Raw genomic sequence first — 24986 nt, 5'->3', positions numbered from 1 at the left:
GTGAGCGCCGGACGAGCGAACTCGGCAAGCGAAAACACTACCCTGCAATTGGCTGGCAAAATGCGCCATCATCGGGGTTCAAGCAGCTAATGCCGATCAGATGAATCGTGAGATCCGCCACAGCATCGTCATTGCGGCCGCGCCGGAAGTGGTCTGCGCCGCTTTGTCAGAGCCCATGCAGCTGGCGCGCTGGTGGACGCGCGAGGTGAGCCTGGTCGAGGACCGGGTGCGGCTGGACTGGAGCCGGCAGGGCTGGCGGGTGGAGCTGAGCATCGACGACGGTGCCGACTACCGCCTGGTGCGCTGGCGCTGCCACGCCTCCAACATGCTCGACACCGACGCCTGGGAGGGCACGGTGATGCGCTTTGACCTGCGTTCCACCAGCCAGGGCACGCAGGTGGAGTTCGAACACTCCGGCTATCGCGACTCGCCCTGCAAGGAAGCCTGTGCGCGCGGCTGGCGCTTCTTTTTGGGCAGCAGCCTCAAGCGCTATGTGGAAACCGGCGAAGGCATGCCGTCAGCCGACATGCGCAGCCCCGAGCTGCCCGACAGCGGCGGTAGCGTACCGCGCTAGCGGCGCCGACTGCAGGGATCCATTGGCATCGCGGCGTGCACGCTCGCCCGCCTCTGTGTGCATCCAACCGGACTTGTGTGCCAACCGCGTTGGCGACCTCATGGCAGATCGCTCACGCCGGGTCCGCTTACGCCGTATGCGGCTGGCCCATGGCAGGCGCCGTGCTGCCGGGCAGCTGCGCATCCACCGTCACCGGGCTGTCGCTGCGCAGCAATGCGCGCGCCTCGGCGTCGGTGGCCACCGCCGGCGGCGAGCCGCGCAGCGGCAGGCCGGCGGTTTCGCGCACGAACAGCATCGTCACCAGGCCGATCGCCGCCGCGCCCATCAGGTAGTACGCCGGCACCAGCGGGTCGCCGCTGCGCTCCACCAGCCAGGCGGTGACCAGCGGCGTGGTGCCGCCGAACAATGACACCGACACGTTGAAGGCGATCGACAACGCGCTGTAGCGCACCGGGGTGTAGAACAGCGCCGGCAGCGTAGACGGCATCGAACTGGTGAAGCACACCAGCGCCAGGCCGAGCAGCATCAGGCCGGCGAAGATCAAGCCGTCGTGGCCGCTGCCGATCAGCAGCAGGCAGGGGATGGCCAGCGCGAACAACGCGATGCAGGCGCCGATGATCATCGGCCGGCGGCCCAGCCTGTCGCTGAACAGGCCGCCGACGATGTTGAGCGGCATCATCACCAGCATCACCAGAATGATCAGCAACAGGCCCTTGCTCTCCGCATAGCCCATGGTCACGCTGAGATAGCTGGGCATGTAGGTCAACAGCATGTAGTCGGTGACGTTGAACACCAGCACCAGGCCCACGCACTTGAGCAACTGCGGCCAGTGCAGGCGCAGCATCGTCAGCAGGCCCTGCGCGGCAGTTTCGCGCTCGCGCTGTTCGGATTGCTCGGTATAAGCACGAAATGCCGGGGTTTCTTCCAGCTTCATGCGCATGTACAAGCCCAGCAGGCCCAGCGGGCCGGCAATCAGGAACGGCACACGCCAGCCCCAGTCGAGCATCTGCGCCTGGGTCACCGTCATGTGCAACACCGTCACCGTGGCGGCGCCGGCGATGTAGCCGCCCAGGGTGCCGAATTCCAGCCAGCTGCCCATCAATCCACGATTGCGGTCGGTGGCGTATTCGGCGATGAAGGTCGCCGCGCCGCCGTATTCGCCACCGGTGGAAAACCCCTGCAACAGCCGCGCCAGCAACAGCAGCGCCGGTGCCCACAGACCGATGTTGGCGTAGGACGGAATCAGGCCGATGCTGAAGGTGCCCAGGGCCATCAGGATCATGGTCGCGGCCAATACCTTCTGCCGCCCGTAGCGGTCGCCGAGCGGGCCGAACACCAGCCCGCCGATCGGCCGCACCAGGAAGGCGACGGTGAAAGTGGCAAAGGTGGCGATCAACTGCGCGGTGGGATTGCTCGCCGGGAAGAACACCTGCCCCAACGTCACCGCCAGATAGCCGTACACGCCGAAGTCGAACCACTCCATCGCATTGCCCAGCGCGGCGGCGCCTACTGCCTTGCGCAGCATGCCGCGGTCCACCACGGTGACTTCGTCCAGTTGCAGTTGGCGGCGGCGCTTGAACCAACCGAAGTGCGAGGCAATCGCGCGCGTGTCGTGCATGTGTTGTGTCTCCATGTGCGGCCATCGCTGCCCGCTCGCCCTGGCAACGCACAGGACACGGCGCATCACGCAGGCATGGCAATGGCACATGCACAAGATGACGCCGGAGGCATTCCCGGACGGCCGCGTGGACTCAGCGACGCTGCGGGACAGACGACCAAGGGATGGGCAATGCCCAAGGGCTTGATCAGCCCGTTATGGTACTACAGCGCGCAGATCGCTGCAGCCGCGCGACGGCAGCAGCGCGGAAAACCGCCTGTTTCAAGGCAGTTGGCGGATTGGGCACGTACATTGCGCCCTCAGCGCACTGCGCATGTCCTGCCGTAGTGCATGCCACCGATCAGGCGCTGTGCATGCTTACACCAGCGCCTCACCCAGCTGCGACAGCAGCGGTTGCAGATCCTCGCGCGTCTGCGGGCGCACTGCCCGCGCCACTTCCACACCATCGCGCAGCAGGATGATGGTCGGCCATAACGTGACGCGGAACGAGCGGCCCAGGGGCCGCCCTTTTCCATCTTCGATCTTGCGGTAGTCGAGCGCCGCCACGCCACCCAGCAGTTTCTGCAGCAGCGGTTGCGCGGCAATGCAGTGGCCGCACCAGTCGGTGCCGAACTCCAGCACCTGCAGACCGGCCTGTGCATCCACATCGCTGCGTTCGGGTGCCTGGGTGGCGTAGTCGCGAACAAACCCCATCGTCTAGCCGCTCCGGTGTGCTTACGACAACGCGCGCTGGATCTCTTCCAGCGGCAGGTTGGTCAGGTCCTTGGCCAGGTCGCCGACCAGGCGCTGCTGGGTTTCCTTGTGCAGCAGCGGGCGCACGCGGCCCAGCGTGGTCGGGTCGGCGACCAGCACCAGGTGCGTGTACTCGTGCTTCAGCGCGCCATCGTTCAAGGCGTGCGACAGCTGCTTGGCGAAGGTCATTTCATCCATGTCCGCCTCGCTGAGATCCTGCGGCGCCTTGCCGGCCGGGCCATCGTCGTCGACGTTCTGCACATCGGTGCGCGCGTGCTGGCGCAGCACCACCTTGGCCTCGTTACCGGTGTTGGTGAACCAGCGCGCTTCGCCGCCATCGGCCACCACCACCAACGCACCCTGAGGAATTTGCAGACTCATTCGATTCTCCTGATAGAACGGCGCTGCATGTGCAACGCCAGTCGGCCTCAACCTAGGTGAGAGGATGTAAGCGCCGCGCCTAGCCGGTGTCAGCGTGGCGTTAGCGTGGTGCGGCCAGCGGCGGAGGCGGCAGGCCCAGGTGCTTGCTGAAGAAACGCGCCGCCACCCGCAGCGCCTGCTGGCTTTCCGGCAGTGCATTGGTGAGGTGGAAGGCGTGCCCCAGGCCATCCCACACATGCAGGTCCGATTCGCGGCCCAGATCCACCAAGCGCGCATGCGTGTAGGCGGCATTGCTCAGCTCGGCAGCACGCGTGGCGGTCAGAAACAGCGTTGGCGGGAACTGCTGCAGCACCGCATCGGAAAACACCGGCGACACCAGCGGATCGTGGAAGTCCACGTTGTCGCCGTAGTACAGGTCTTCCCAGATCGGCAACGCACCGGCCTTGTCCGGCAGCAAGGCATCGTTGACTGCCGCCACCACAATGCGCGAATCGCCGCGGTAGCGCGCATCGCCTGCGGCGCAGAACAGCCCGGCCGCCGCCGGCATCGGCAACTTTTCCTTGGCAAACCACGCCAGCGATTCACCGGTGAGCACGCCGCCGGCCGAACAACCGAACAGGCCGATGCGCTCTGGCGCATAGGTCTTGAGCGCGGCGCGATACACCGACGCCACATCCTCGCTGGCAGCCGGGAAATGGTGCTCGGGCCCCATGCGGTAATCCACCGCGATCACGGTCATGCCGGTCATCGCCGCCAGCGGAATGGCTTCCATCAAGCCGAACGAGGCCGCGCTGCCCATCACGAAGCTACCGCCATGCAGTTCGATCAACATGCGCTTGGCCTGCTCGGGTGTGCGCGTGCGCGGCTCCACCCGCAGCACCGGCACACCGTTCCAGGTTTCGGGCGTGATCTCCACCGCGTAGCGCGTGCGCAGCTGCGCAATCACGCCTTTGGCCCAACGCTCGGTGTCGGCGCGGATGCTCGGCAATTGCTTGAGCAAGGTGGCGTTGTCGGCCTTGTCCAACGGATCGGCGCGGGCCACCCCGGCGGCCATATGCGCACGCGCGGCCGGGCTCAGATATTCCGACACCGGCAGGTCGAATGCGGGCACATGCCGGATGCCATCGGGGGCCGATGCGGTCGCCGGTGGTGCTGGCTCGGCGGCGGTTGCGTGCACGCTGCACGCGGTACAGATCAACGTGAGCGCCAGCGTCTTGTTCAACCAATGACGTGTCATGCAGTGCCCTCCCAGGCAAGTCGAACCGCCAAGGATACCGTCAGCGGCCGGCTTGCATCGCGTGCAGATAATGGCGCTGCATGTAACGACGCGATGTAACGCAAATGCTGCAACTACGCACACCACAGCGTGCAATCGGACCATCGCATCAAGCGTGCGCGAGCGGTCGCTATCGCAGGCAGGTAGATGCGTTTGCCTGCATCCGGCGGACATCGATATCGCGGTCACCGGCACCGCCACGGCGCGTGCCGGTGCATCGACGCATGCACTGAAGTCATGCGCTCAGGCGGCAGATGTCGACGCTGCCGTTGGTGGCAGATGCTGCAACGCCTGCAGCGTGGAGGTGGTCAGTGGCGACGGCAGTACGTCCAGTGCGAACCAGCCGATGTCGGCGATCGCCTCGGGCTCGCGGCGCTCGGCGTGCTCGCTGCCCTGGATCGCGGCCAGATACACCGGCGCGACCCAATGCTGCGGCGGCGTCAGGTCCGGCTCGAAGTAGCTGACGATGCACAGCACGCCTTGCAGTTGCACGTGCAGGCCGGTTTCTTCCAGCACTTCGCGCACCACCGCGTGTTCCACCGTTTCCATCCAGTCCACCTTGCCGCCGGGCAGGCCCCAATGGCCTTGCTCGGGCGCACGCCCGCGCTGCACCAGCAGCAGGCGGCCATCGGCGCGGCGGATAAACGCGCCGCAGCCAACGCGTGGACGTCGGTCGGTATCGATTGAGTTGGACATAGGCATTCCGGACGTTGTGGCGCGTAGTGTCCCAGATGTGCGGCAGGCAGGTGGTGCATCTGCGCCCTGCATGCCGGTGGCGAGGATGCCGGCAAGGCTGCGCGATGCCGCAAGTCGATGCGGTGCATCGCACGCGCCTGCTCGCGTGATGCGCAGGGCGATCACCATGGCGCCGCACTACGCAAGCACCCGCTGGATCGAATCCACGCACCTGCAAGTGCAAGCGCATACGGAGTGCCTCTCCACGCCCATCCACGCTGCCTTAGCGCCAAATTGGCGAGGATGCGTGCAGCCCGCGCCGTCATGGCGCACCGTCTTGGAGGTTGGAATGTCGCGTATCGTCGTGATCGGTGGCCATGGCAAGGTCGCGCGTCTGCTGACGCCGCTGCTGGTGCGCGGTGGGCACTCGGTCACCGCACTGTTTCGCAATCCTGCACACGCAGACGATGTGATTGCCGACGGCGCCACCCCGCAGGTGTTCGATATCGAACAGGCCGACACCGATGCGATCGCCGCGCAACTGGCCGGCCACGATGCGGTGGTGTGGTCGGCCGGCGCCGGTGGCGGCGATGCGGCGCGCACCTATGCGGTGGACCGCGATGCGGCGATCCGGTCGATGCATGCCGCCGCACAGGCACGCGTGCGCCGTTACGTGATGGTGTCCTATCTCGGTGCCGGGCTGGAACACGGCATCGGCCCGGACGATGGCTTCTTCGCCTACGCGCAGGCCAAGGCCGCCGCCGATGCGCAGCTGCGCACCACCACGCTGGACTGGACCGTGCTGGGGCCGGGGCGGCTCACGCAGGAGCCGCCAAGCGGCCGCATCACCCGCGATCCGGGCAGCGATGCCGATGGCGGCGTGTCGCGCGCCAACGTGGCGCAGGTCATTGCCGCGGCATTGGCCATGCCGGCCACCATCGGCAAGACGGTAGGCTTCATCGACGGGCAGACGCCGATCCAGCAGGCCTTGTCGCAGCTGGAATGAACGCCAGGCCTATCGCGATGCCTGCGCGCGGTGCACCGTGCACCGGCCTAACGAATTCCTAAAGCCGGCCTCGGCATAGTCGCGGGCGCAGCCCATTGTGGAGGTCGCTTATGTCTGCATTCGTCACGCCACGCCGTGCCGGCATCCTGCCGCCGTACCTGCTGGACCATGTGGCCCAGGCCGCGCCCGAGCATGCGCGCCAGTGCGCGCTGCTGTCGCGGCAGATCACCGCGCAGCTGCGCCAGCAGCGCGCGCTCGGCCTGCTCGCACGCGCCCAGGCGCTGGCCGCCGATGCTGCCAGCACGCCCACCGCGCAGGCCGTGCAGCGGCAGATCTACGACGCCCAACAAGGCACCGCACTACCCGGCACGCTGGTGCGTGCCGAGGGCGCTGCCGCCACCGACGATGTGGCGGTGACCGAGGCCTACGATTATCTCGGCGCCACGCACGACTTCTTCCAGACGGTGTACGGGCGCAATTCCATCGACGGCGACGGCATGCCGTTGATCGGCACCGTGCATTACGAGCGTGGTTACGACAACGCCTTCTGGAACGGCGAGCAGATGGTGTTCGGCGATGGCGATGGCGAGGTCTTCAACCGCTTCACCATCGCCATCGACGTGGTGGGCCACGAGCTGACCCACGGCGTGACCGAGCGCACCGCCAATCTGATCTACCAGGGCCAGTCCGGTGCCCTGAACGAGTCGCTGTCGGATGTGTTCGGCGTATTGATCAAGCAGTACACCTTGCAGCAGCAGGCAAGCGAGGCAGACTGGATCATCGGCGCCGGCTTGTTGATGCCCGGCATCAACGGCGTGGGCCTGCGCTCGATGCGCGCGCCCGGCACGGCGTACGATGACCCGGCCCTGGGCAAGGATCCGCAACCGGCCAGCATGGCCGGCTACGTCGACACACAAGAGGACGATGGCGGCGTGCACTACAACTCCGGCATTCCCAATCACGCGTTCTATCGCGCGGCCGTGGCCATCGGTGGCTACGCCTGGGAGAAGGCCGGGCGCATCTGGTACCGCGCGCTCAGCGGCGGCAACCTTGCCGCCGGTGCGGATTTCGCCACCTTTGCCGCGCTCACCGTCAGCATTGCCGGTACGGACTACGGCGCCGGCAGTGCCGAGGCAAGCGCGGTGCAACAGGCCTGGCGCGACGTGGGCGTGCTGGCATGAGTCCGCAGCGTCCACCGGTGGATGCAGGCGTGACCTTGCGGCTGGCACGCGAAGGCGGGGTGGCGGCCTTCCCCGCCATGCGGCGCGAACGCCAGCTGGTGATGGATGACCTGGACGAGGCGCAGCGCCTGCAGCTGCGCACCTTGCTGGACCAGTGCCTGGTGCATGCGCTGCCGCGCCCGCAGGCCGGTGGCGGCGACCGCCGTTATTTCAGCATTGCCTGGGACGGTGCCAGCGAGCCGCTGCGCATCCCCGAAGAACATGCACCGGCCGCGATCGTGCGGCTGTGGAAACAGGGCACGCTGTAGCGCGCTTGTGCCGCGATGCCGCCGCAAGCGATGCCACGCGCGTACCCATCGCCATCCACAAACGAAGACACCGCGCAATGCGCGGTGTCTTCGTATCGAAAAGTGGTCCAACTGCGGATGCCTGCACCCTTTAAGCTGCCTAGATGCTCTAGGGCTGCACAGCTGGTGACGCATAGTGCGGCCTGCGGCGTTAGCGCCACGTGCAGCGCAGCAGTCAACTTGAAGACACCCTACTCATCGCTGCAGTGCAGCAGGTCATTGCCGGTATCGGGCCCTGACGCGCGCGCGTGGCGGGCGCCATTGGCATCGCACGCCGCCGCACGCCTGCATTGCCGTCAACACCGGCTTCGCGGATAGTCGCTGCACCGATCGGACGACTCCTGGATCTTTGTGATTGTGTTGCTGCTTGCCGCCGGACTGCTTGCCGGCCTGGGACTCGCCGGCGTCGTCGCCTGGCTGCTGCTGCGCCAGCGCGCGCGCACCACTGCCGCGTCTGCCACCGTCACGCATGCCGCACCAGCGCCGCACGTGCCGCAGCCCGCGACTGAGCAGGTGCCGGCGCCGCCGCAGGCCCAGGCGCATGCCGCCGCTGCAGCACAGCCCCTGCCGTCCGGGCCGCCACCGATGCAGCCGCTGCTGCGCCGCATGTATGCCGCAGTGATGTCCACCCCGGCGCTGGCCGACGGCCACCTGCCGACCGACCCGGCCCAGGCCGCGGTGCTGGCGGCGGTGGGCGCTGCGCTCGACCACGTGGACCTGCGCCCGCAGCTGTTGCCGCGCCGCCCGCAGTTGTTGCCGCAGCTGATGCGCGCGGTCAACGACCCGGATGCTTCCGGCCGCGGCATCGCCGCGATCATCGCGCAGGACCCGGCGCTGGCCGCCAACCTGCTGCGCATCGCCAACAGCGCGCTGTATCGCCCGCAGGGCGGCCCGCTGGAAAGCCTGGAGCGGGCCGTGGTGCATATCGGCACCGAGGGCGTGCGCCAGATCGTCGCCGCCGCGGTGATGCAGCCGGTGCTGAGCCTGGAAGGCGGCCTGTACGCACGCCTGCCGGCGGCGGTGTGGGACTACGCCCTGCGGACTGCCGCCGCCGCAGCCGCCTACATGCGCGAGCGCGGTGGCGACACCTTGTCGGCGCAGCTGGCCGGCCTGCTGCAAGGCCTGGGCGCGGTGGTGATCCTGCGCGTGCTGCGCGATGCCTATGCCGAGCGCCCGAGCCTGCCCTACAGCCTGGAAGTGGCCGCCGCGCTGGTCGAACGCCACACCGCCGCCGTCGCCAAGACCATTGCCACCACCTGGGACCTGCCCGCCGCGCTGTGCACCGCGCTGGACGAGCAACGCCCCGAGCACGACACCACCCTGCTCACCAGCTCGCTCGGCATGGCGCTGCGTTACGGCCGGCTGGCCGCCGCGCTGGCCATGCTCGCCCGCCACGGTGCCGAGCAGGAGGAGCATGCGCTCAGTGTGCTGTCCACGCTGGAGCCGGACCACGCGGCCAACGCCGCGCTATGGCAACGGCTGGTCGCCGCCAGCGTGGAGTGAGGCCGGCCCGGTCGCGATACGCATGTGCCCTGACAAGCGCATGCGCAGCACCACCGCTCAGCAATCGCTCGCAATCATCTCCTTGACCCGCGCCGCCAGCAGGCTGACGCTGAACGGCTTGGCCAGCACCGCCATACCCGGTTCCAGGTGGCGGTCGTTCAACTGCGCGTGTTCGGCAAAGCCGGTGATGAACAACACCTTGAGTCTGGGCCGGCCGACGCGCGCCGCATCGGCCATCTGCCGGCCATTCATGCCGCCGGGCAGGCCCACGTCGCTGATCAGCAGGTCGATGCGCGCCGGCGACTGCAGGATGCCCAGCCCGGTGGCGCTGTCGCCGGCTTCCAGCACGGTGTAGCCCAGCTCTTCCAGCACCTCGGTGAACAGCAGGCGGATGGAGGGTTCGTCGTCGACGATCAACACGGTTTCGCCGGCCAGCGAGGGCGCCAGTTCCAGCGTGGCGGCACCGCCGTCGCTGCTGTCGTCGGCACCGGCATGCCGCGGCAGGTAGATGCACACCGTCGAGCCCTTGCCCACTTCCGAATGGATGCGCACCTGCCCGCCGGATTGCTTGGCAAACCCGTAAATCATCGACAGGCCCAGGCCGGTGCCTTCGCCGATCGGCTTTGTGGTGAAGAACGGATCGAACGCGCGCGCCACCACATCCGGCGGCATGCCAGTGCCGGTATCGCTCACGCACAGCGACAGGTAGTGGCCTTCCGGCATGCCCAGCTGCTGGCCCATCTCGCGGTCGATCCGGCGGTTGCTGGTCTGCACGCACAAGCGCCCGCCGTCGGGCATCGCATCGCGCGCGTTGATGCACAGGTTGAGCAGCGCGTTCTCCAGCTGCGGCGCATCCACCAGCGCCAGCCACAGCTCGGCCGCGGCAAGGTTTTCCACGCAGATCCCCGGGCCCACCGTGCGCTGGATCAGCTCCAGCATGTCCACTACCAGCCGGTTGACGTTGGTCGGCTTGGGCAACAGCGTCTGCCGCCGCGCAAACGCCAGCAGCCGGTGGGTCAGCGCGGCCGCGCGCGTGGTGGCGCCCTGCGCGGTGGCCACATAGCGCTCCAGGTCGCGGAAGCGGCCTTGCTCGATGCGCAGGCTCATCAGCTCCAGCGCGCCGGAAATGCCGGCCAGCAGGTTGTTGAAGTCGTGCGCCAGCCCGCCGGTGAGCTGCCCCACCGCTTCCATCTTCTGCGATTGGCGCAGCGCCTCTTCCACCGTCATCAGCTCGCGCGTGCGCTCAGTGACCCGCTGCTCCAGCGTGTCGCTCAGTTCGCGCAGTGCCGCCAGCGCGCGGTCGCGCTCCTCCGACAGTGCGTGGCGCGCCTCGATGTCCAGCAGCACGCCGGGAAAGCGCAGCGGCGTGCCATCGGCGCCCTTTTCGACCCGGCCATTGGCTTCCAGCCAGTAATACTTTCCGTCGCGCCGTTTGACCCGGTACTGGTGCGCGTAGGCACCGCCACGAGCGAGCGCCTCGCCAATGGCCGCGCGCAGCCCCTCGCGGTCGTCCGGGTGCACGGTCTGGATCACCTGCTCCAGCGACAGGCCGGTGCGGCTGGTGGACGGATCGAAGCCGAAGTTCTGCGCAAACGCCTCGTCCACCGAAAACGCGTCGGTGGGCAGGTCCCAGATCCAGGTACCGATGATCGCCCCGGCCGCCAGCGCCAGCTGCACGCGCTCGGCATTGCGGCGTGCCACGGTTTCGGCCTCCAGCGCGCGATCGCGCTCGCTGGTGCGGTTGACCACCTCGTGCACCAGGTGGGTGTTCTCGTTGCTCAACATCGCGTGCTGGATGTCGCGGTTGCGGTCAGCCGCCACCTGCGCGGTGGTTTCGATGGCGATATTCATCAGCCCCACGATGCTGCCGTCTTCGCCGCGGATCGGCGAGGCGGTGGCATTCCAGTAGGTCATCTCGTTGACGCCGTTGCGCAGCATCGGCAAGGCGATGACCCCCTGGCCGAAGCCCTCACCGGTTTGCATCACCCGGGCGAAGTCCTGTGCGATGGGCGCGTAGGTTTCCTTCCACACCTCGGTCACCGGCTGGCCCAGCGCCTGTGGATGACGGTCGCCCATCGATTGCACGTACACGTCGTTGTAGAGCAGGCGCAGCTCCGGCCCCCACAGCACCGCACCGAGCAGGGTGGAGTTGAGCACCACCGACAACGACGAGCGCAGCGACTGCGGCCAGGTCTCCGGCGCGCCCAGCGGCGTGGCGGCCCAGTCGTGTGCACGCATCAACGCGCCCATCTCGCCGCCCCCCGCAAGAAACTCCAGGCCGGCGGACTCGGTGGCGGGGCGCTGTGTGCTCACGTGACGGCATTGCCTGGCGGAAAGTGCGCGCATTGTGGCACGCAGCGACCTCAGCAAGCCGTGCAGACGCGCGCGTGCCCCGCGGTGGCGCTGCGCGCCAGCTGGGCGTGCTGACGCGGGGATGACGGCATGCCCACGTCGCACTCACGTCCTGCGGGTACAGACTGGGCTGCAACATCCCCAACCGTATGAGGCACCCCGTGGACAAGAACCGTATCGAAGGTACCGCCAAGCAGGTCAAGGGTTCCATCAAGGAAACCGTTGGCCGTGTCACCGGCGACAAGAGCACCGAGCTGGAAGGCGCTGCCGAAAAGAATGTCGGCAAGGTGCAGAACAAGGCTGGCCAGGTCGCCGACAAAGTGCGCGACGCCGCCAAGTAACGCTGGCAAGTCAGCACCGTAGGCAGGCAGTACGCCCGCCGCGCTGAAGCAGTGGATTGGCCGTCAGGCGTCACGCACAACGACGTAGACGGTGGATTCCACTTCGGCGAGAGATCGCACCAACGCCCCGACATGATCGGGGCGTTGGCGTTTTAGGGTTTGGAAATCGTTTTTGATTTACCAGGCTGATGGCCAGGAGTGTTTGCACGTCGCCGCAACGATGATCGAGGCACTTGCACGCGCACAACGCGCTCCCTGGACTGCCTCCTAAACGCCGGCCTTGCGCCCGCGTGCAGCGGGCCGCTTTGCAACGCTGTCGCCATGTTGCTGCCACCACGCGGTCAGCGCTTCCATCGTCGGGCCCAGTCCGCGTGCCTTTGGCGTGATGGCGTATTCCACGCGCGGTGGCACCTGCGCAAACACGGTGCGCGTGATCAGGCCATCTGCTTCCAGCTCGCGCAATTGCGCGGTGAGCATGTGTTGGGTAACACCGGGGATGGCCTTGCGCAGCTCGCCGAAGCGATACACGCGCTGATTGAGCAGCCACATGATTTCCAGCTTCCATTTGCCAGACAGCAACGCAAATGCGCGACGCATCTGTTCGTGCATGTTGTGCTCGCCGTCCTCAATGGTCTGCTTTTTCATACTAAGCCCTGGTGATTCATCCTACTTTTCAATCGATATCTTAGGCGACATTCTGATGCCCGGTTGCATTTAAATATTGACTGGCAAACACCATGAGCATTTCTATTTACTGGATCAGTACCGCGCTGCTGTGCCTGTTGTACCTGGCTTCTGCCGGCATGTATCTGGCCAAGGGCGAGTTCGTGCGCAAGGCGCAAGCCGAGCTGGGGTATTCGGCACCGTTGCTGGTGCCCTGGATGATCGTCATCAAGATCCTGGGCCCGGTAGCGATTGTGTGGCGCTTCAACACCGCGTTGAGCGATCTGGCCTACGCCGGCATGTTCTACCACCTGCTGTTGTCGGGCATGGCGCATCTGGGTGTGAGCAAGCCCAAGGATGCGGTACCGGCCGTGTTGGGGCTGCTCTTCCTGCTCGCTTCGTTCGGTACGCAAAACGCCGCGCGCCAGCTCCCCTCGCCCTATGCACCAACTGCAGCGGCCATCCACGCAACGCTGCAGTAACGCGACACAGGGTGGACGCTGCCAGCTGGGCGGCTGTACCGCACCAACTCCCAGCCGGCACCCTCACCCGCAGGCTAATTCCGGATTGCCTGCGTATGCGTCTTCAATGCATCGGTGAGGCCATCGATCTGCTCGGCACCGACAGGCACGGCAAGGCGCGAAGCATGGGGTGGCTCTGCCCGATAGCTGAGCCCCCTGCGCGCTGCTACGCGTCTGCGGTTATATGTTCCGAAACGGCGCCCTCCTCCCGCATCCCGCTGGATGGTGCAGCGGCAGTTCTCCCGGCTCGGCACCAAGCGGGCTGAACCACCCGCGTGCGCGGCGCGTAGTCTAGGATCGGTGCGTACAGGGGGAACACCATGGACAGGATCATCACCGCGCGCCGTGTCGCGCTGGCACTAACAACGCTGTGCTTGCTTGCGTGCGCACAAGGCGTGTCGGCGCAGAGCATGCGCTCGGCCACAGGTAAGGCGAACAGCAAGTACATCCCGCCAACGCGGCAGCCGTACAACTCCATGGCGCGCGACACCACGCCCTTCAATTGCGAACAATACCGTGCGCACCCGCACCCGGGCATGGTGCGTTACTGCCAGGGCATCGAGAACATGATGCTGCGTAATGAGGCGCGCAGCCAGGGGCGCCCCGCTCCTTCCGATTCCATCATCGCGCTGCCGGGGCTGGGGACTGCAGAGGCCAAACAGCTGGGCTATGCGTGTGTGGGCGGGCAGGCGATGAAGCGGCTGCGCAATGGATGGGAGCAGATGTCGGCCGCTGCGGGTGGATGGCAGCGGTGTCAGGGTGGGTAAGTAAGCCTACGCTGCGCTGGCTCTAAACGAGGCTAATAGACGCCAATAAATGGCGGCACTGATCAACAATGAAATCCCCACCGCTAGCAGCGGAGCGAAGCGAAGTGGCGCACGGTTGAAGCTTGGCCACGAGAATGCTCGCTTGGTCAGCAAGAGCGGATATCCCAGTACAAAGGCGAACAGGATCGGATTCCAACTGAATCCGGCGCCATGTGGCACGCCATTGAAGACTACCTCAAGGCCAACATAAAGCATGTAGGCAGCAAGGCCGATGAGTATCGCAGCATGGACTTTGAGGGTGGTGCCAAGCTTTTTCCGGCGCGTGAACGCAAGCACCGAGAATGCCAAGGCAATGAGCACAGCGGGCACAGAGACATAGGCAATGGCAACGCGTTGCGCCATCTCGGGCACCTTGCCGGTGCTCACCAGCAGCAAGGCACCCCCATGCGCGAGGAGTACGAACGCGCACAATGCAGAGTTTATGCAGAGCATCGCAAAGGAACTGATGCGATCCAGCCCATCCATCACTGAGTCAATAACTTTCACGGCTACCTGATTAGTTGTGCAGTGACGCGAAGCGGCTATTTTCGACTAAGTCGTTCAACATGCTAGTCCACGGGGTTGAACCTGGCTCGTGCCCACCTGGCAGGTTGAGCCTAGGCAAGAAGCGGACTTGGCTTGGGTGAAGTGTCACGGCGCGGCATCGGCTTGATTGATTTTTTTGGGCTTAAGCTCGTCCAGCCGGGCGCGTAAACTTTGGCGATCGAGATGACCACGAACCAGGGGCCACTGTCTCGCCCAGCAGACAGCGTAGCCTACCCACGCGCCAACAAGGCCCAAGGATAGAGAACCTAGTGCAAGAGCAACTGGATGGACTGTGTAGCCCTGAGCGATTTGAAAGACAAGCAGAAAGAACGCTACAAAAGCCAGATTGAGCAACACTAACGGCCAGCGTGTTGCAAGCAACCGGGGATTCGGACGATCCATGCGTGCTAGAAGTGCTGATAAGAATTTGCGCTCATCCATAATATGTCTCTTGAACCGTAACTGCTGTTGCGCTGGTTGGAAGGCCGCACTTAGTCATCGATCGCTGTCAGTTTTTTCACTGCGCCACTTTCCGATCCTACAAAAAGATTGGGGTCAAAGCGGAACTCGCGGCCGACGCCGACCTGCGCAGTGCCCCAATATTACTCGCCCACCGCCGCGCGGCAGGCGGCCAGGGCGCGGCTGATGTGCTTTTCCACCATCTTGACCGAGATGCCCATGACGGCTGCGACTTCCGGGTAGGTGAGGCCGTCGAAGCGGTTGAGCATGAAGGCCTGGCGGCATTTGGGCGGCAGCGCGGGCAGCGTGTGGGTGTGCAGGTGCTGCAGGGTGCGGCGGGCGTCCACCAGCTGGTCCACCGCCGTGCCGGCGGCGGCGAGCGGTTCGCTGCCCTCCAGCGGCACATGGCGCGAGGCGTGCCTGCGGTGGCGCGTGCGCCAATGCTCCAGCACCACGTTGTGGGCGATGCGGTACAGCAGCAGCTTGTAGCTGTGGATGTCTGGCGTGTCGCGGTAGGCCAGCAGGCGCAGCAGCGCTTCCTGGGCGAGGTCCGCGGCGGTGTGCGGGTCGCGCAGGCGCCGCCGCATGTAGGTGAGCAGCTCCGCCTGCAGCTGCACCACAGCCTGGTCGAAGCGTTCCCTGGCAGGCGCGCGCTCCTCGCGCACCTGCCAGCGCGTGGTGAAGCGGCCAAGCGCGTAGATGCCCGCCATGGGCGCACGGGCAGGCAGCTCGCGCACGGCGTAGGCGCTGCGGTGGCGCCACGGGCGGCTGCCGTATCGATCAACCGTCACCCCGCTTGCGACATGCGCGCGTGCCGCGACCGCCTGGCCGATGACAACGTGGCGGTCTGCACGCGACGCGCCGGTCATGCCCTCACTCATCATGCGACGTCTCCAGCAACGGGCCGGGCACATGCGGTGCGCACATGCGCTGCGGCGTGATCAGCGAGGATCTACAACGCTGATGACCAGCTCGCCATCGCGCTGGCGGATGTGCAGCTTGCTGCCGATGGCAAAGCCCAATTGTTCCAGCCAGCGGCCGCGCAGGCGCAGGGTGGGAATGCGCTGGTGACTGTCGGGATAGTACCCATAGCCGACGGTGCACTGCTGCGGCGCACGCGGGCGGCCCGGCCGCCGCGGTGTGCGGGGTTCGGCGCGAGGTTCGGGGACGGGCGTGCGCTCAAGGTACGGACGCGGCTGAATCGAGGGATCCAGCGAGCGCCAGACGACTTCGGTAGGCGGTGGTACCGTGGCGCGTTTGCACGATGGCTTGGGACTGGACGTGGACCGACGCATGGCAAAGCCCTCCTTGACGAACAAGCCCCATCGCACGACGCGGCGGGATGTCGGGAGGCTAGAAGCCACAGACAGACTTCAGAATTGTTTTCCCAAACATCTTTGCATTAGCTGCACTCCGACATAGGCATCGCGTCGGCTGCACTCGTACAAAAAGTCCAGGCATAAAAAACCCACCGGTTTGACGGAGGTGGGTACCGCTGTCTGAGGAGTTTCTAGGCTCCTTGCAGCCGAGATTGCTACCTGTTTGGCGATGTGTCAACTGATAGCTAGTGCGTCATTGGCGCAGCACATCCATTCGAAAAAATACGTGCAAAGCCGCACATGTGGGCGCCGGACATTGCTTCAACTTGACCCAACTCACCGCCACACGCACACTTCCGCTCGGAGCCTAGAAACTCCACACAGACAGCGGTACCCACCTCCGAGAACTTGGTGGGTTTTTTGTGCTCGGCCATCTGGCCTGGCACTGCTCGGCGTTCTTGCGCCGGGAGGGCGGCGAATACAACACCCGCAAGGGGAATAAGCCCGCCGGCTGTCTGCGGTTTCTAGCCTCCCGGCATCCCGCTGCGTTGTGCAGCGGGAGCTGCCTCACGGCAAGGAGAGCGGCATGCACGACGAACCCGGCTACTGGATGTCCGAAGGCACGCAATACCACCTGCTGCGCGTACGCGATCAACTGCGCCTGCTCGCTACCCTGGCCGCCCCGCGCACCCGCGACGAGGGCACGCTGGGAGCGCCGACGATTCCACTGCAGCAATGGGCGCATTTCCTACATCACCTGGCCGAGCAGGTGGACGATGTGCTCAACGATTTAGGCATCGCCTCGTAGCGGCAGCCCTTATGTGTAGTCCTGACGACACGTATCGGGATACAAGCTTGCAGCGCCAAGCGGACTGAACCACCCACAGCTACATCGCGTGGACTAGGTAGGATTTGCGCATATAGGATAGGCACATGTTCTAAACGAGCTGCTGTGTATCAGCCTAGGGCACGCACCGCTACTAAGTCGCTGACCTCCTATTTGACTCTTGCTGCTTTCCCAACGAGTATCTATACCACTCCATAAAGGGAGATCCCTCCCGGAGAACGCAACCGGCTCAACCAGAATGTGATGAGTTGGAACATCAATACTGCCAAGGAGGGGGCCATGGCGACGAAGTACAAAGATCACCCGCAGTACGTTCCGATTATCAAATGGCAAACGTGGGAACAGCGCGCACTGAAGGAATTGATTCCTCCAGTGACGTCGAGGACTCTCCCATGCATTGAAGCGCGTCTGCCGGCTCAACACGCATCTATGCTGACCAGCTTTGCCAATGTCTGGAATCAGGAGGCGCTAGTTGACTACTCCGATCCCCAAGGCAAGCTCACAGCTACTCGAATAAATGAGCTGATTCAGTTCCTGACGTTGGTCACAGGCTCTGGGCAGCTGGCGTCGCCCGTACTGAATCCAGCCACAGCAGCTGCAGACTTTCCGCTCATTGACCCACACCTTGGGCAGCGAAAGGTGACGCTGCGTTTGAGGCTGTCCAGCATTGAAGACGTGGTCTACGGTGTGGCGATCGTGCAGGCGGCAATGGCGGTGCCGGGGCTAACGGCAAAGACAGATCGTCTCATCGTCGACCTTGGCCAGACCCCCACCTACAACGCCACTGACAAGGCAACGTTGGCAGGAATGCTCACCACGCTAAAAGGCCTGGGGTTTGCACATATCCATCTCGCCTCCGGCGCCTTCCCTGTATCGCTGGCGCATATCAATGGCACCGGCGCGGTGGAGCGCAAGGATTGGGAGCTATGGACCAGTGTTGAAGCTTTGGCCCCGGCCACGCTTATCGGCTTCTCCGACTACGGCCCCTTAAATCCAAACTGGTCCGAAGCCACTCTGAAGCGCCGCGGGAGCAGGGTCATCATTCGCTACGCCCTTGATGACAAATGGCGTATCGTGCGCGGCCAGTACTCCACGAAAGCCGAATCGATCGCAATCTCAAAGCTCTTCCTGAACAACTACCCGACCGAGTTCCAAGGCAAGCCGTTCTCTTTCGGTGATGGGCTAATCGCTGACCGGGTGGATCCTACAGTTCCAATCAAGGACAAGACCGGCGGCCATCTTCACATCACCGAGTTTTGGACTCACCACATTAGCTATGTATTAAAAAAGCAGTACTAGTGCACCGCGACTGCATTGTTTGCTCGGGCGAGCAATGCGGTCCGGATATGCTCCTTGATCTCTTCCAGAGCCAGCGTCTGGGCAATGTGCCGCTGAATTAGATAGAGACTCTTGCTACGCCACCCGGTGAGCTGGCCCTCTTGGCGCAAGACCTCCAGCGCTTCTTCTTTGTTGAGGATGGAAACAAGCGAGGCTGCCTTATGTCTGACGTTCAAGCCCGCCTCACGCAGCACCTCAAACGAGCCAGGTACTCCATTAACAACCATGGCGCCCCACCAGGGCGGTAGAAGCTCCATGGCTTTGGTCACATGGCGAGGCGCCATAACAAGAGTAACCCGGTCAAAGACCCAACCATAGCGAGAACCCTGGTTGATCAGGCGAGCTAGGCTGTCTGCCTCGCTCTTGATCTCAAAGCAATGCATTTGCTCGACCAAGACTAGATCGGCGCGAACCTCCCCTCCGTGAAGGCGGAGCTCCTCCAGCAAAGATACATCCTCGGCAGCAGACTGCGTGGCCAGATGGTCGGCCAGGGCCTGTTTGATCTGAAACTCTCTCATTGTGACCACGCGCGGGATGTACATTGGGAGCATAACATGGCTATGCTTATATGCAATTAATTATTGTATTTTGCATGAAACGGCTAAAGCAAACTCAGGCGCTCGTATCCGAGCTGCGAGATCGATTTGCGCGAGACGGACTGGCAACCAGCGCTTCAATTGCACGCGCTTCCGGTCTTGGTCAACCCCAGGTCTATAGGAACCTCTTTGGCCGCCTAAAGAAGGTTAGCCGTACAATGCGGATGCTATGCAAACATGCAGGTGTCGATGCATATGAAGGCACTAGCGATCCGCGGGACTCAAAGATTCTGATGGATGCTCTTGCCACTGTATGGGATGGAACGGACACCCACGCGGTTCGCTTGGCCAAGCTACTTTTCGCTCACCAACAAGCCCACACGCAACAATCGGCCTAGGCCCAACGGAGGCCAAGGATGAATAAAAACACCCCTACGGTGACGGTCAAGAGCGCCTACGAGGTCCTCAATGCGGCAGGATTCCCCAAGAGCTTCGTCACCCGCCTTCTGCCCGACTGGTGGGACAACGCACTTTTCAAGACAAGTACTGGAGCGATCGAGTTCGCCTCTATCCTGAAGCAGCGCCTCGGCTTGGATGTGGGTTTTGCAGATAGCGGTGAGCTACAAGTGCTCACCCCAGATCTTTGTGCCCGATACAAAAAGCGCGCGGCCACGATGGAGAGTGAGCTGCAGGTCTGCTCCAACTTGGGCATGGCCATGGGCAAGCTGGCTTTGTTCTGCATGGACCGGCTGGCCCAGCCCACCCCTAATGATCCACTGGTGCTAGCCAAGATGGTCCAAGCTGTCAGCGATAGCAACGCCGTCAATTTCATTGCCCTTTTGGATTTTTGCTGGAGCCAGGGTCTCCCAGTTCTCTTTCTGAAGAACCTGCCCCGAGGTAGCAAGCGCTTCACGGGGATGGCGCTACGCATTGATGGCAATCCCATCATTGTTCTGGGCTATCAGTCCAATCAGAACGCCAAGCAGCTGTTTGTGCTTGCTCACGAGTTGGCCCATGTCTGCCTTGGCCACGTCGATAGCACCGGCATCCTCATTGATGAGGGAATGGAGGCCATTACCGAAACGATCGAGGGCGACGGCGGCTGCCAATTAGACTTAGAGGAGCGGCAAGCAGACGAGTTCGCTCTGACTCTGTTGCGTAATGGTCACCTCCACCTGCCGCAAGGTGAGCAGTCGCCTGCTTCAGCTGCGGAGCTGACCAATGATGCGGTTAGCCAAGGAAGACATCTGAACATTGATCCTGGTCACCTCATTTTGAGTTATGCCCGAGAGCACGACGATTGGTTGCTTGGTCATCAAGCACTAGGCTATTTGCCTAACCAAAATAGTGCAATGGAGCTACTCAGGGAAAGGTTCATCAGCAACTGCAATGTCGACAAACTCTCTAACAATAACCGCGCGTACCTGCTCAGCATGCAAGGATTCTAATGAGCGCTACCCACTACCTGCTTGATAGCGACGCGGCAAAGTCCCTGTGCCAGTACGGCCTGATTGAAGAATTGGCCACAGCGCTTGGCGTAACCATCAGTGACTTTTCGGTCTTGTCCCAGCTGCGCTTCCAACTGCACCTTGCAAATCCGGCCAAGGCACTGGCCAAACTCGGCAGTGACCTAGCGGTATCCCAGGCGAACCTTTTGGTCTCCGAGGCCAGTGAGGTCATTGTGCTCGTTGAGTCTGCAAACTATGCCTTGCTTGAGGGAACGCCTGACATCGACAGCGGCGAGTTAGCTCTATTTGCGGCTTTATGCGAAGACATCACCGCTGGACTGATCACTGGCGACAAGCGATCGCTATTGGCTCTGTGCAGGGTCGGGGGAGCGATCGTAGACCGCTTCAGCTGGGTGCAGATCCTCTGCCTGGAGGAGGCATTGGCGCTGTTGGTCGAGCATTTTGGCTGGTCCTACATATCTGATCGGGTTCGCGCACGACCGGACGTCAACAGCGCGATCGCAACCATATTTGGTCGATCCGCCGCCGCTAGTGAGAAGGTAATCGCTGAGGGGCTTCAGAGCTACTTGCGAGATATTGAGAGCAGAACACTGGGCCAATACCAATCTCGCTATCTATCCAAGCTGGACCACTAGGTATCGCATCGTTATTGGCCGCGCCAGCCAATTTTTCTTGAAAGTTGCATTGTGGTCCTTCAATGAAGAATGCGTTGCCGGAAAACGGAATCCGGTTCACTTGCAAGTCAACCTGACCCCGATTTTGATCGCCAGCCTCCTGAGGTTTGTATCGACCTCAAGTCGCTAGGGCCGGAACCAAGGCAGCTGGAGCGTAACGGGCTGGATTTAGGGTCAGCACCGACATTCAATCCTATCGACATAAGTAGGGACGGCTATGGCATGGTTCAGCTCAAGGAAACCGGCGCACGCAGCAACGGGACGGCAAACCTTGCAGCGCCAGCTGCGCCTGGCCCCTCATTGATGCCAGCAGATGCAGGTCAGCCAGACCACGCTATGCATCAACAGATTCGCAGCGAGGTAGAGCAACTCGATGCAACCAACGGCCGCACCTTCGATGCACCAGTGAGCGAATGACGGCCAGCCCGCTGCGGTTAGCCAAGGATAATGGCCTCACCCGAGTGGACCATGTTTTGCTCAGCGAGAAGACAGAGACTTGCCAGCGGCGCAGCACCTGTTTGTGGTGCAAGGCGAACTGCAGAACCCGGTCATGCTGCGGACACACATGCCAACGTCGAGGCAACTCAGCGGCCAGTACAGGAGAGCTTGGCTCAGCTTGAGACGGTCAACCATCGTTTGGTGCAGGAGCGCGTGCAGGAATTGTCCTCGGAGCAACAGCGATTCCAAGAGCCAGGCACTGGGGCGTTTTATGGGGTAGAGGGAGTAGATGCTGTCAATTGAGTGTGACTATTTGCAATTTCAGCGGCCCACCAAGGGCCTGCACCAAGTCTATTTTTGGTGAAAAGGCCAATATAGCTCTTTAACTCCATCTATTTAAAAGAAAATTATTTTATTTGTTGTTAATTTACACCTGCTTGCCTTTATACAACAAAGTACCTTTCTCAATGTCGATAACGCTGTCTTCCATCACATCTTCCAGCGAATATTCTAAAATTTTCTTGCTTAGTTCTCGTCTAGAAAGAGCATTTGCCATGCGCCCAAATGTGGCATCAGGAATTCTCCAGAATCCTAGACTAGCAATCACAACGCTCACGGCAGCAAATAATAGTGAATTAATAAGGCTAATTTTGAATTCAAAAATTAATGGTGTTGCCGCCACCATTGCGATAGCAAATATCACAATAACATAAGAAAACTTTATTACCGCTCTATAAACTCTATTTGCAGACATAACAGCTCTTTTGAGATTGATTAAATCTTTTGACTTGGCGCGAAAAGAATTCTCGATTATTGCTTGCTGAAACTCATTGATGCGGTCCTCAAGTTGGCCAATTTTAAATGCGTCATTTCTCGACACTGATTCTAGTTCGGCAATTCGCTCGGATGTTTCTATGTCTCTTTGAATTGCGCTTTCACTCAACGAACGAACGGTTTCATCATGCTCAGCGAGTTTTCGGGTCATTTCCTCTTCATATTCCTGCCTGGTTTTCTGAATCTCTTCATCGAGCGAGTTTCGGCTTTTCTCGAAGTACTTTTCCTCCAGCTTCTTTAGAAGTTCGGAGGCGTCTTCGGTACTTCGAACTAGCAAAGCGTCACCGAGCGTGAGCTGCATAACATGTTGCCCAGAGCGATCTTCTGTCATTAGGGCCCTGAAATGGTCGGCCTTGTGCTTATCCAGCTCGGAAAGAAACTGATGAACTTTTGTCAGTACGTCTGTTCTAGGTTCTAGAGCAGACACACAGTTCGCTAGAAGTCGATGCTGAGTTATCTCGTCAGTCTTCCCACCAAAAGTTACCCACATCATACCCGCAAAAAATCTATCCGTTAATGCAGGGGGAACCGGGTTTTTGTTTTTTGCCCGCTTTTCCTCCATGAATTTTCCGGAGCGCTCCGCAACGCGATCATTCTCAGTAACGAAAATATAAGACGCGTTTTGAAATTTCTTAAAGTCAACGACAGAGCCTCGCCTAAGTCGTATTACGCTTGCGACAGATTTTGCATCTCGTATTTGAGCTTGATAGTTGTTATATATACCTAAACTGCTTTGAAATGAGGCCTCATCATCTTCGCTAAATTCTTGAAGATATTGAGGAGATGAAGGTGCATCTATCACTTTGATGTCTGCTCGTTCTATTGCTCCCCGGACATCAGACCTGACCGATTCCAGATAAATCCTAAATGAGTTGCTTCCGACGAGACGGCGAGCAGTCGCTCCGTGACCCGCTCCCTTTGCTACATGCTCGATTACGCTCCTTATGTTGAATTCAATCTCTTCAACAGAGTGTAAAAACACTTTGATAGCCGCGCCCTTGGCCTTGAGTTCATCGACAAATGCACGGGCGTATTGCGTACTTTCCTTCGCTCGCACATCTAAAACAGACATAGCAAGTGGAGCATCCAGAATGACGGTTAGTTGTTTGAGATCAATTTTGGATTCAGGATTCTGTACATTCAGGACAACTTCTGCGAGCAGTGCGCCGTGCGCGACTCGCACAATCAAATCATACGCTTCACGATTTTTTTCCAGAACGTCAATTATGTAAGCTGCACATATGACATCAAGCTGCGCTCGTCTTGCTAGGCCAGCCTCATCAAGTAGACTGGCATCACTTTTCTTCAGCGTAAGGACACGAGGATCTTTTTTTTCTGAGCTTGCCCGGGTTCTAATGGAAGAAAAGTCAGTTAGGACTAAATGCTCAAGAAAAGCTTTTTCAGCCTCCTCATTACTGAGGCTGAGGCTGTGACTATCGAACTGAGTGCCAGCATATGTGCAAAAATCAGAAAGAAGTGCTCTTATATGAGCCTCCGTTACTTCGTCGCTGGCCGAGCTTTCTGGTATCGAATATATGTAGCCCACGGCGTCTTCAGAAAGAGGAGCCTTGATAAGAATTCCACAAGCCTCCAGTCGTGGCGTCAAATCCTCGACAGCCCAAGGATGGATTTTTATTCCATATATCTCCCTTAGTTTTTCTGAAAAAATGTCAGCAGAAAAGGTTTCACCTTGCAGTTGCTTTGCAATAGGAATAAATATTGGGGCCAGTCCGCTCATTAAGTCACTTGGATCTGACTTCGTCTGCGCAAGAAACGCGTATGCAATGAGCGGCCTATCAATTTCATTAAAGGCCTTATCATCTCCCGATATTAGATTCATGATGACCTTATTTATTGATTTATTTTGGAATTACAGTTAATGGGTGAATTTAGAATTATTCATATTCAACTACTTTGTGGCATCGCCAGATGCAATCAGATTGCTCTGTAAAATTGCTCAACCTTCGTTAAAAATTTTTCGCTGCAAACGATAGTCCGCACCATCATGATGATGTGCCGGCAATTGACAGATCTAGTGCATGACACTGACACCAACTTGCCAGCGTTGCCATTACTTGCGTTGCAATGGGGTGTGGCGACCGCCTTTTGCACAGAATCATATCGATAATGCTGTCAGTACGCCCCAGGTCGATTCTTTTCACCGCATAGCTCTGACGGCGAAAGGCTCCGCACACCAGTAGAGCCAGACCAATCAGCGTAGTGCGGGTGTAAAGCAGAATACGGCACTGGTGGGAGATGCCGATAAAGGAAAAAAGCGCGGCCCAGCACATGCACAGCATCATCCATATGTCGGGTATGAGCGCTACCTCAATGCCCTTATTAAAACTTTGTGCGATTGGTCTGCTTTGGTGCGACAACAGCCACGGCACGCCGATAATGATGACGGAAAATTTGCCACCGCCCACCGCGAGCTCAAGTGGCCGTGATAATGGCCGCATACCTATAAACCCGTTACTTCCCCATCTGCTCCCCATGCATGCCCCCCCGCTCCAGTCTGTACCCTACCGTTATATAGAGATTTTGTCAGCG

General features: G+C 61.3%; 27 protein-coding genes. 13 read left to right on the top strand and 14 right to left on the bottom strand.

Annotated elements, in window-relative coordinates; translation table 11 throughout:
* Positions 1 to 100 precede the first annotated feature (100 nt).
* Positions 101 to 574, top strand: coding sequence for an SRPBCC family protein (locus AC1PLS_RS00430; RefSeq protein ID WP_481104064.1), 474 nt, complete (start codon positions 101 to 103; stop codon positions 572 to 574).
* 127 nt (positions 575 to 701) lie between these two features.
* Here the strand turns inward: AC1PLS_RS00430 and proP are convergent, their stop codons facing one another.
* The 5 genes from proP to AC1PLS_RS00405 all read right to left on the bottom strand — a co-directional run bounded on the left by proP (position 702) and on the right by AC1PLS_RS00405 (position 5283).
* A complete protein-coding gene (gene proP, locus AC1PLS_RS00425) occupies positions 702 to 2192 on the bottom strand; it encodes a glycine betaine/L-proline transporter ProP (protein WP_481104063.1) in 1491 nt (496 codons plus the stop codon).
* 357 nt (positions 2193 to 2549) lie between these two features.
* Complete coding sequence (locus AC1PLS_RS00420) at positions 2550 to 2885, bottom strand: thioredoxin family protein (RefSeq protein ID WP_481104062.1); 336 nt, start codon at positions 2883 to 2885, stop codon at positions 2550 to 2552.
* 21 nt (positions 2886 to 2906) lie between these two features.
* Complete coding sequence (locus tag AC1PLS_RS00415; RefSeq protein WP_016902952.1) at positions 2907 to 3305, bottom strand: host attachment family protein; 399 nt, start codon at positions 3303 to 3305, stop codon at positions 2907 to 2909.
* A 100-nt stretch (positions 3306 to 3405) separates the two neighbouring features.
* On the bottom strand, positions 3406 to 4542 hold the full coding sequence (locus tag AC1PLS_RS00410) for an alpha/beta hydrolase (RefSeq protein ID WP_481104061.1): 1137 nt from the start codon (positions 4540 to 4542) through the stop codon (positions 3406 to 3408).
* Positions 4543 to 4824: 282 nt separating this feature from the next.
* Positions 4825 to 5283, bottom strand: coding sequence for an NUDIX hydrolase (locus AC1PLS_RS00405; protein ID WP_481104060.1), 459 nt, complete (start codon positions 5281 to 5283; stop codon positions 4825 to 4827).
* A gap of 322 nt (positions 5284 to 5605) precedes the next feature.
* Here AC1PLS_RS00405 and AC1PLS_RS00400 point away from each other — a divergent pair, with 322 nt between their 5' ends.
* The 4 genes from AC1PLS_RS00400 to AC1PLS_RS00385 all read left to right on the top strand — a co-directional run bounded on the left by AC1PLS_RS00400 (position 5606) and on the right by AC1PLS_RS00385 (position 9293).
* Positions 5606 to 6262 carry an SDR family oxidoreductase gene (locus AC1PLS_RS00400; RefSeq protein ID WP_047129849.1) on the top strand — a complete coding sequence of 219 codons (657 nt, stop codon included), beginning with the start codon at positions 5606 to 5608 and terminating at the stop codon, positions 6260 to 6262.
* Between the two features lie 110 nt (positions 6263 to 6372).
* A complete protein-coding gene (locus tag AC1PLS_RS00395) occupies positions 6373 to 7443 on the top strand; it encodes a M4 family metallopeptidase (protein WP_481104059.1) in 1071 nt (356 codons plus the stop codon).
* On the top strand, positions 7440 to 7751 hold the full coding sequence (locus AC1PLS_RS00390) for a protealysin inhibitor emfourin (RefSeq protein ID WP_026064425.1): 312 nt from the start codon (positions 7440 to 7442) through the stop codon (positions 7749 to 7751). The genes AC1PLS_RS00395 and AC1PLS_RS00390 overlap by 4 nt, the downstream gene beginning before the upstream one ends.
* A 384-nt stretch (positions 7752 to 8135) precedes the next feature.
* Positions 8136 to 9293 (top strand): HDOD domain-containing protein, encoded by a 1158-nt coding sequence (locus AC1PLS_RS00385; RefSeq protein ID WP_481104528.1) that lies wholly within the window; start codon positions 8136 to 8138, stop codon positions 9291 to 9293.
* A gap of 57 nt (positions 9294 to 9350) precedes the next feature.
* Here the strand turns inward: AC1PLS_RS00385 and AC1PLS_RS00380 are convergent, their stop codons facing one another.
* Entirely contained in the window at positions 9351 to 11639 is a 2289-nt protein-coding gene (locus AC1PLS_RS00380; protein WP_481104058.1) for an ATP-binding protein, read from the bottom strand.
* 167 nt (positions 11640 to 11806) lie between these two features.
* Between AC1PLS_RS00380 and AC1PLS_RS00375 the strand changes: the two genes are divergently transcribed.
* Entirely contained in the window at positions 11807 to 11986 is a 180-nt protein-coding gene (locus AC1PLS_RS00375; RefSeq protein ID WP_016902944.1) for a CsbD family protein, read from the top strand.
* A gap of 267 nt (positions 11987 to 12253) precedes the next feature.
* Here the strand turns inward: AC1PLS_RS00375 and AC1PLS_RS00370 are convergent, their stop codons facing one another.
* Complete coding sequence (locus AC1PLS_RS00370; RefSeq protein ID WP_481104057.1) at positions 12254 to 12631, bottom strand: winged helix-turn-helix transcriptional regulator; 378 nt, start codon at positions 12629 to 12631, stop codon at positions 12254 to 12256.
* A gap of 92 nt (positions 12632 to 12723) precedes the next feature.
* On the opposite strand from AC1PLS_RS00370, the gene AC1PLS_RS00365 reads away from it, so the two are divergent.
* On the top strand, positions 12724 to 13131 hold the full coding sequence (locus tag AC1PLS_RS00365) for a DoxX family protein (protein WP_102255286.1): 408 nt from the start codon (positions 12724 to 12726) through the stop codon (positions 13129 to 13131).
* Positions 13132 to 13490: 359 nt separating this feature from the next.
* Positions 13491 to 13937, top strand: coding sequence for a hypothetical protein (locus AC1PLS_RS00360; RefSeq protein ID WP_481104056.1), 447 nt, complete (start codon positions 13491 to 13493; stop codon positions 13935 to 13937).
* A gap of 6 nt (positions 13938 to 13943) precedes the next feature.
* On the opposite strand, the gene AC1PLS_RS00355 is transcribed toward AC1PLS_RS00360, so the two are convergent.
* From AC1PLS_RS00355 to AC1PLS_RS00340, 4 genes are all read right to left on the bottom strand, one after another.
* Positions 13944 to 14483, bottom strand: coding sequence for a hypothetical protein (locus AC1PLS_RS00355; RefSeq protein ID WP_481104055.1), 540 nt, complete (start codon positions 14481 to 14483; stop codon positions 13944 to 13946).
* Between the two features lie 144 nt (positions 14484 to 14627).
* On the bottom strand, positions 14628 to 14963 hold the full coding sequence (locus tag AC1PLS_RS00350; RefSeq protein ID WP_481104054.1) for a hypothetical protein: 336 nt from the start codon (positions 14961 to 14963) through the stop codon (positions 14628 to 14630).
* Between the two features lie 161 nt (positions 14964 to 15124).
* Positions 15125 to 15865, bottom strand: a complete 741-nt coding sequence (locus tag AC1PLS_RS00345) for an RNA polymerase sigma factor (RefSeq protein WP_481104053.1) — start codon at positions 15863 to 15865, stop codon at positions 15125 to 15127.
* A gap of 57 nt (positions 15866 to 15922) precedes the next feature.
* Positions 15923 to 16276 (bottom strand): SymE family type I addiction module toxin, encoded by a 354-nt coding sequence (locus AC1PLS_RS00340; RefSeq protein WP_481104052.1) that lies wholly within the window; start codon positions 16274 to 16276, stop codon positions 15923 to 15925.
* A gap of 610 nt (positions 16277 to 16886) precedes the next feature.
* On the opposite strand from AC1PLS_RS00340, the gene AC1PLS_RS00335 reads away from it, so the two are divergent.
* Both AC1PLS_RS00335 and AC1PLS_RS00330 read left to right on the top strand, forming a co-directional pair.
* Positions 16887 to 17108, top strand: a complete 222-nt coding sequence (locus AC1PLS_RS00335; protein WP_481104051.1) for an XAC0095 family protein — start codon at positions 16887 to 16889, stop codon at positions 17106 to 17108.
* A gap of 318 nt (positions 17109 to 17426) precedes the next feature.
* Positions 17427 to 18446 (top strand): beta family protein, encoded by a 1020-nt coding sequence (locus AC1PLS_RS00330; RefSeq protein WP_166771458.1) that lies wholly within the window; start codon positions 17427 to 17429, stop codon positions 18444 to 18446.
* Here AC1PLS_RS00330 and AC1PLS_RS00325 read toward each other — a convergent pair.
* A complete protein-coding gene (locus AC1PLS_RS00325) occupies positions 18443 to 19027 on the bottom strand; it encodes a sce7726 family protein (protein ID WP_166771457.1) in 585 nt (194 codons plus the stop codon). The two genes, AC1PLS_RS00330 and AC1PLS_RS00325, sit on opposite strands and share 4 nt — an antisense overlap.
* Before the next feature lie 410 nt (positions 19028 to 19437).
* On the opposite strand from AC1PLS_RS00325, the gene AC1PLS_RS00320 reads away from it, so the two are divergent.
* From AC1PLS_RS00320 to AC1PLS_RS00310, 3 genes are all read left to right on the top strand, one after another.
* On the top strand, positions 19438 to 20469 hold the full coding sequence (locus AC1PLS_RS00320) for an ImmA/IrrE family metallo-endopeptidase (RefSeq protein ID WP_166771456.1): 1032 nt from the start codon (positions 19438 to 19440) through the stop codon (positions 20467 to 20469).
* Positions 20469 to 21125 (top strand): hypothetical protein, encoded by a 657-nt coding sequence (locus AC1PLS_RS00315; protein WP_166771455.1) that lies wholly within the window; start codon positions 20469 to 20471, stop codon positions 21123 to 21125. The genes AC1PLS_RS00320 and AC1PLS_RS00315 overlap by 1 nt, the downstream gene beginning before the upstream one ends.
* Positions 21126 to 21386: 261 nt before the next feature.
* Positions 21387 to 21581, top strand: a complete 195-nt coding sequence (locus AC1PLS_RS00310; RefSeq protein ID WP_481104050.1) for an XVIPCD domain-containing protein — start codon at positions 21387 to 21389, stop codon at positions 21579 to 21581.
* A gap of 448 nt (positions 21582 to 22029) precedes the next feature.
* On the opposite strand, the gene AC1PLS_RS00305 is transcribed toward AC1PLS_RS00310, so the two are convergent.
* Both AC1PLS_RS00305 and AC1PLS_RS00300 read right to left on the bottom strand, forming a co-directional pair.
* Complete coding sequence (locus AC1PLS_RS00305) at positions 22030 to 24276, bottom strand: hypothetical protein (protein WP_481104049.1); 2247 nt, start codon at positions 24274 to 24276, stop codon at positions 22030 to 22032.
* Between the two features lie 163 nt (positions 24277 to 24439).
* Positions 24440 to 24862, bottom strand: coding sequence for a hypothetical protein (locus tag AC1PLS_RS00300; protein ID WP_166771453.1), 423 nt, complete (start codon positions 24860 to 24862; stop codon positions 24440 to 24442).
* Positions 24863 to 24986 lie beyond the last annotated feature (124 nt).

The organism is Xanthomonas sp. NCPPB 3218 (genome assembly GCF_056725185.1).
The sequence above is the reverse complement of the archived record's forward strand: the minus strand, read 5'-3'. Positions and strand labels throughout refer to the sequence as shown.

What these genes read in the sequence shown, in the direction of transcription:
- AC1PLS_RS00360 (WP_481104056.1), top strand. Translation starts at nt 13,491, where the DNA reads ATGGACAGGATCATCACCGCGCGCCGTGTCGCGCTGGCACTAACAACG.
- proP (WP_481104063.1), bottom strand. Translation starts at nt 2,192, where the DNA reads ATGCACGACACGCGCGCGATTGCCTCGCACTTCGGTTGGTTCAAGCGC.
- AC1PLS_RS00315 (WP_166771455.1), top strand. Translation starts at nt 20,469, where the DNA reads ATGAGCGCTACCCACTACCTGCTTGATAGCGACGCGGCAAAGTCCCTG.
- AC1PLS_RS00345 (WP_481104053.1), bottom strand. Translation starts at nt 15,865, where the DNA reads ATGATGAGTGAGGGCATGACCGGCGCGTCGCGTGCAGACCGCCACGTT.
- AC1PLS_RS00310 (WP_481104050.1), top strand. Translation starts at nt 21,387, where the DNA reads ATGGTTCAGCTCAAGGAAACCGGCGCACGCAGCAACGGGACGGCAAAC.
- AC1PLS_RS00330 (WP_166771458.1), top strand. Translation starts at nt 17,427, where the DNA reads ATGGCGACGAAGTACAAAGATCACCCGCAGTACGTTCCGATTATCAAA.
- AC1PLS_RS00430 (WP_481104064.1), top strand. Translation starts at nt 101, where the DNA reads ATGAATCGTGAGATCCGCCACAGCATCGTCATTGCGGCCGCGCCGGAA.
- AC1PLS_RS00350 (WP_481104054.1), bottom strand. Translation starts at nt 14,963, where the DNA reads ATGGATGAGCGCAAATTCTTATCAGCACTTCTAGCACGCATGGATCGT.
- AC1PLS_RS00320 (WP_166771456.1), top strand. Translation starts at nt 19,438, where the DNA reads ATGAATAAAAACACCCCTACGGTGACGGTCAAGAGCGCCTACGAGGTC.
- AC1PLS_RS00395 (WP_481104059.1), top strand. Translation starts at nt 6,373, where the DNA reads ATGTCTGCATTCGTCACGCCACGCCGTGCCGGCATCCTGCCGCCGTAC.
- AC1PLS_RS00410 (WP_481104061.1), bottom strand. Translation starts at nt 4,542, where the DNA reads ATGACACGTCATTGGTTGAACAAGACGCTGGCGCTCACGTTGATCTGT.
- AC1PLS_RS00380 (WP_481104058.1), bottom strand. Translation starts at nt 11,639, where the DNA reads ATGCGCGCACTTTCCGCCAGGCAATGCCGTCACGTGAGCACACAGCGC.
- AC1PLS_RS00305 (WP_481104049.1), bottom strand. Translation starts at nt 24,276, where the DNA reads ATGAATCTAATATCGGGAGATGATAAGGCCTTTAATGAAATTGATAGG.
- AC1PLS_RS00370 (WP_481104057.1), bottom strand. Translation starts at nt 12,631, where the DNA reads ATGAAAAAGCAGACCATTGAGGACGGCGAGCACAACATGCACGAACAG.
- AC1PLS_RS00400 (WP_047129849.1), top strand. Translation starts at nt 5,606, where the DNA reads ATGTCGCGTATCGTCGTGATCGGTGGCCATGGCAAGGTCGCGCGTCTG.
- AC1PLS_RS00325 (WP_166771457.1), bottom strand. Translation starts at nt 19,027, where the DNA reads ATGTACATCCCGCGCGTGGTCACAATGAGAGAGTTTCAGATCAAACAG.
- AC1PLS_RS00340 (WP_481104052.1), bottom strand. Translation starts at nt 16,276, where the DNA reads ATGCGTCGGTCCACGTCCAGTCCCAAGCCATCGTGCAAACGCGCCACG.
- AC1PLS_RS00420 (WP_481104062.1), bottom strand. Translation starts at nt 2,885, where the DNA reads ATGGGGTTTGTTCGCGACTACGCCACCCAGGCACCCGAACGCAGCGAT.
- AC1PLS_RS00365 (WP_102255286.1), top strand. Translation starts at nt 12,724, where the DNA reads ATGAGCATTTCTATTTACTGGATCAGTACCGCGCTGCTGTGCCTGTTG.
- AC1PLS_RS00405 (WP_481104060.1), bottom strand. Translation starts at nt 5,283, where the DNA reads ATGCCTATGTCCAACTCAATCGATACCGACCGACGTCCACGCGTTGGC.
- AC1PLS_RS00415 (WP_016902952.1), bottom strand. Translation starts at nt 3,305, where the DNA reads ATGAGTCTGCAAATTCCTCAGGGTGCGTTGGTGGTGGTGGCCGATGGC.
- AC1PLS_RS00390 (WP_026064425.1), top strand. Translation starts at nt 7,440, where the DNA reads ATGAGTCCGCAGCGTCCACCGGTGGATGCAGGCGTGACCTTGCGGCTG.
- AC1PLS_RS00335 (WP_481104051.1), top strand. Translation starts at nt 16,887, where the DNA reads ATGCACGACGAACCCGGCTACTGGATGTCCGAAGGCACGCAATACCAC.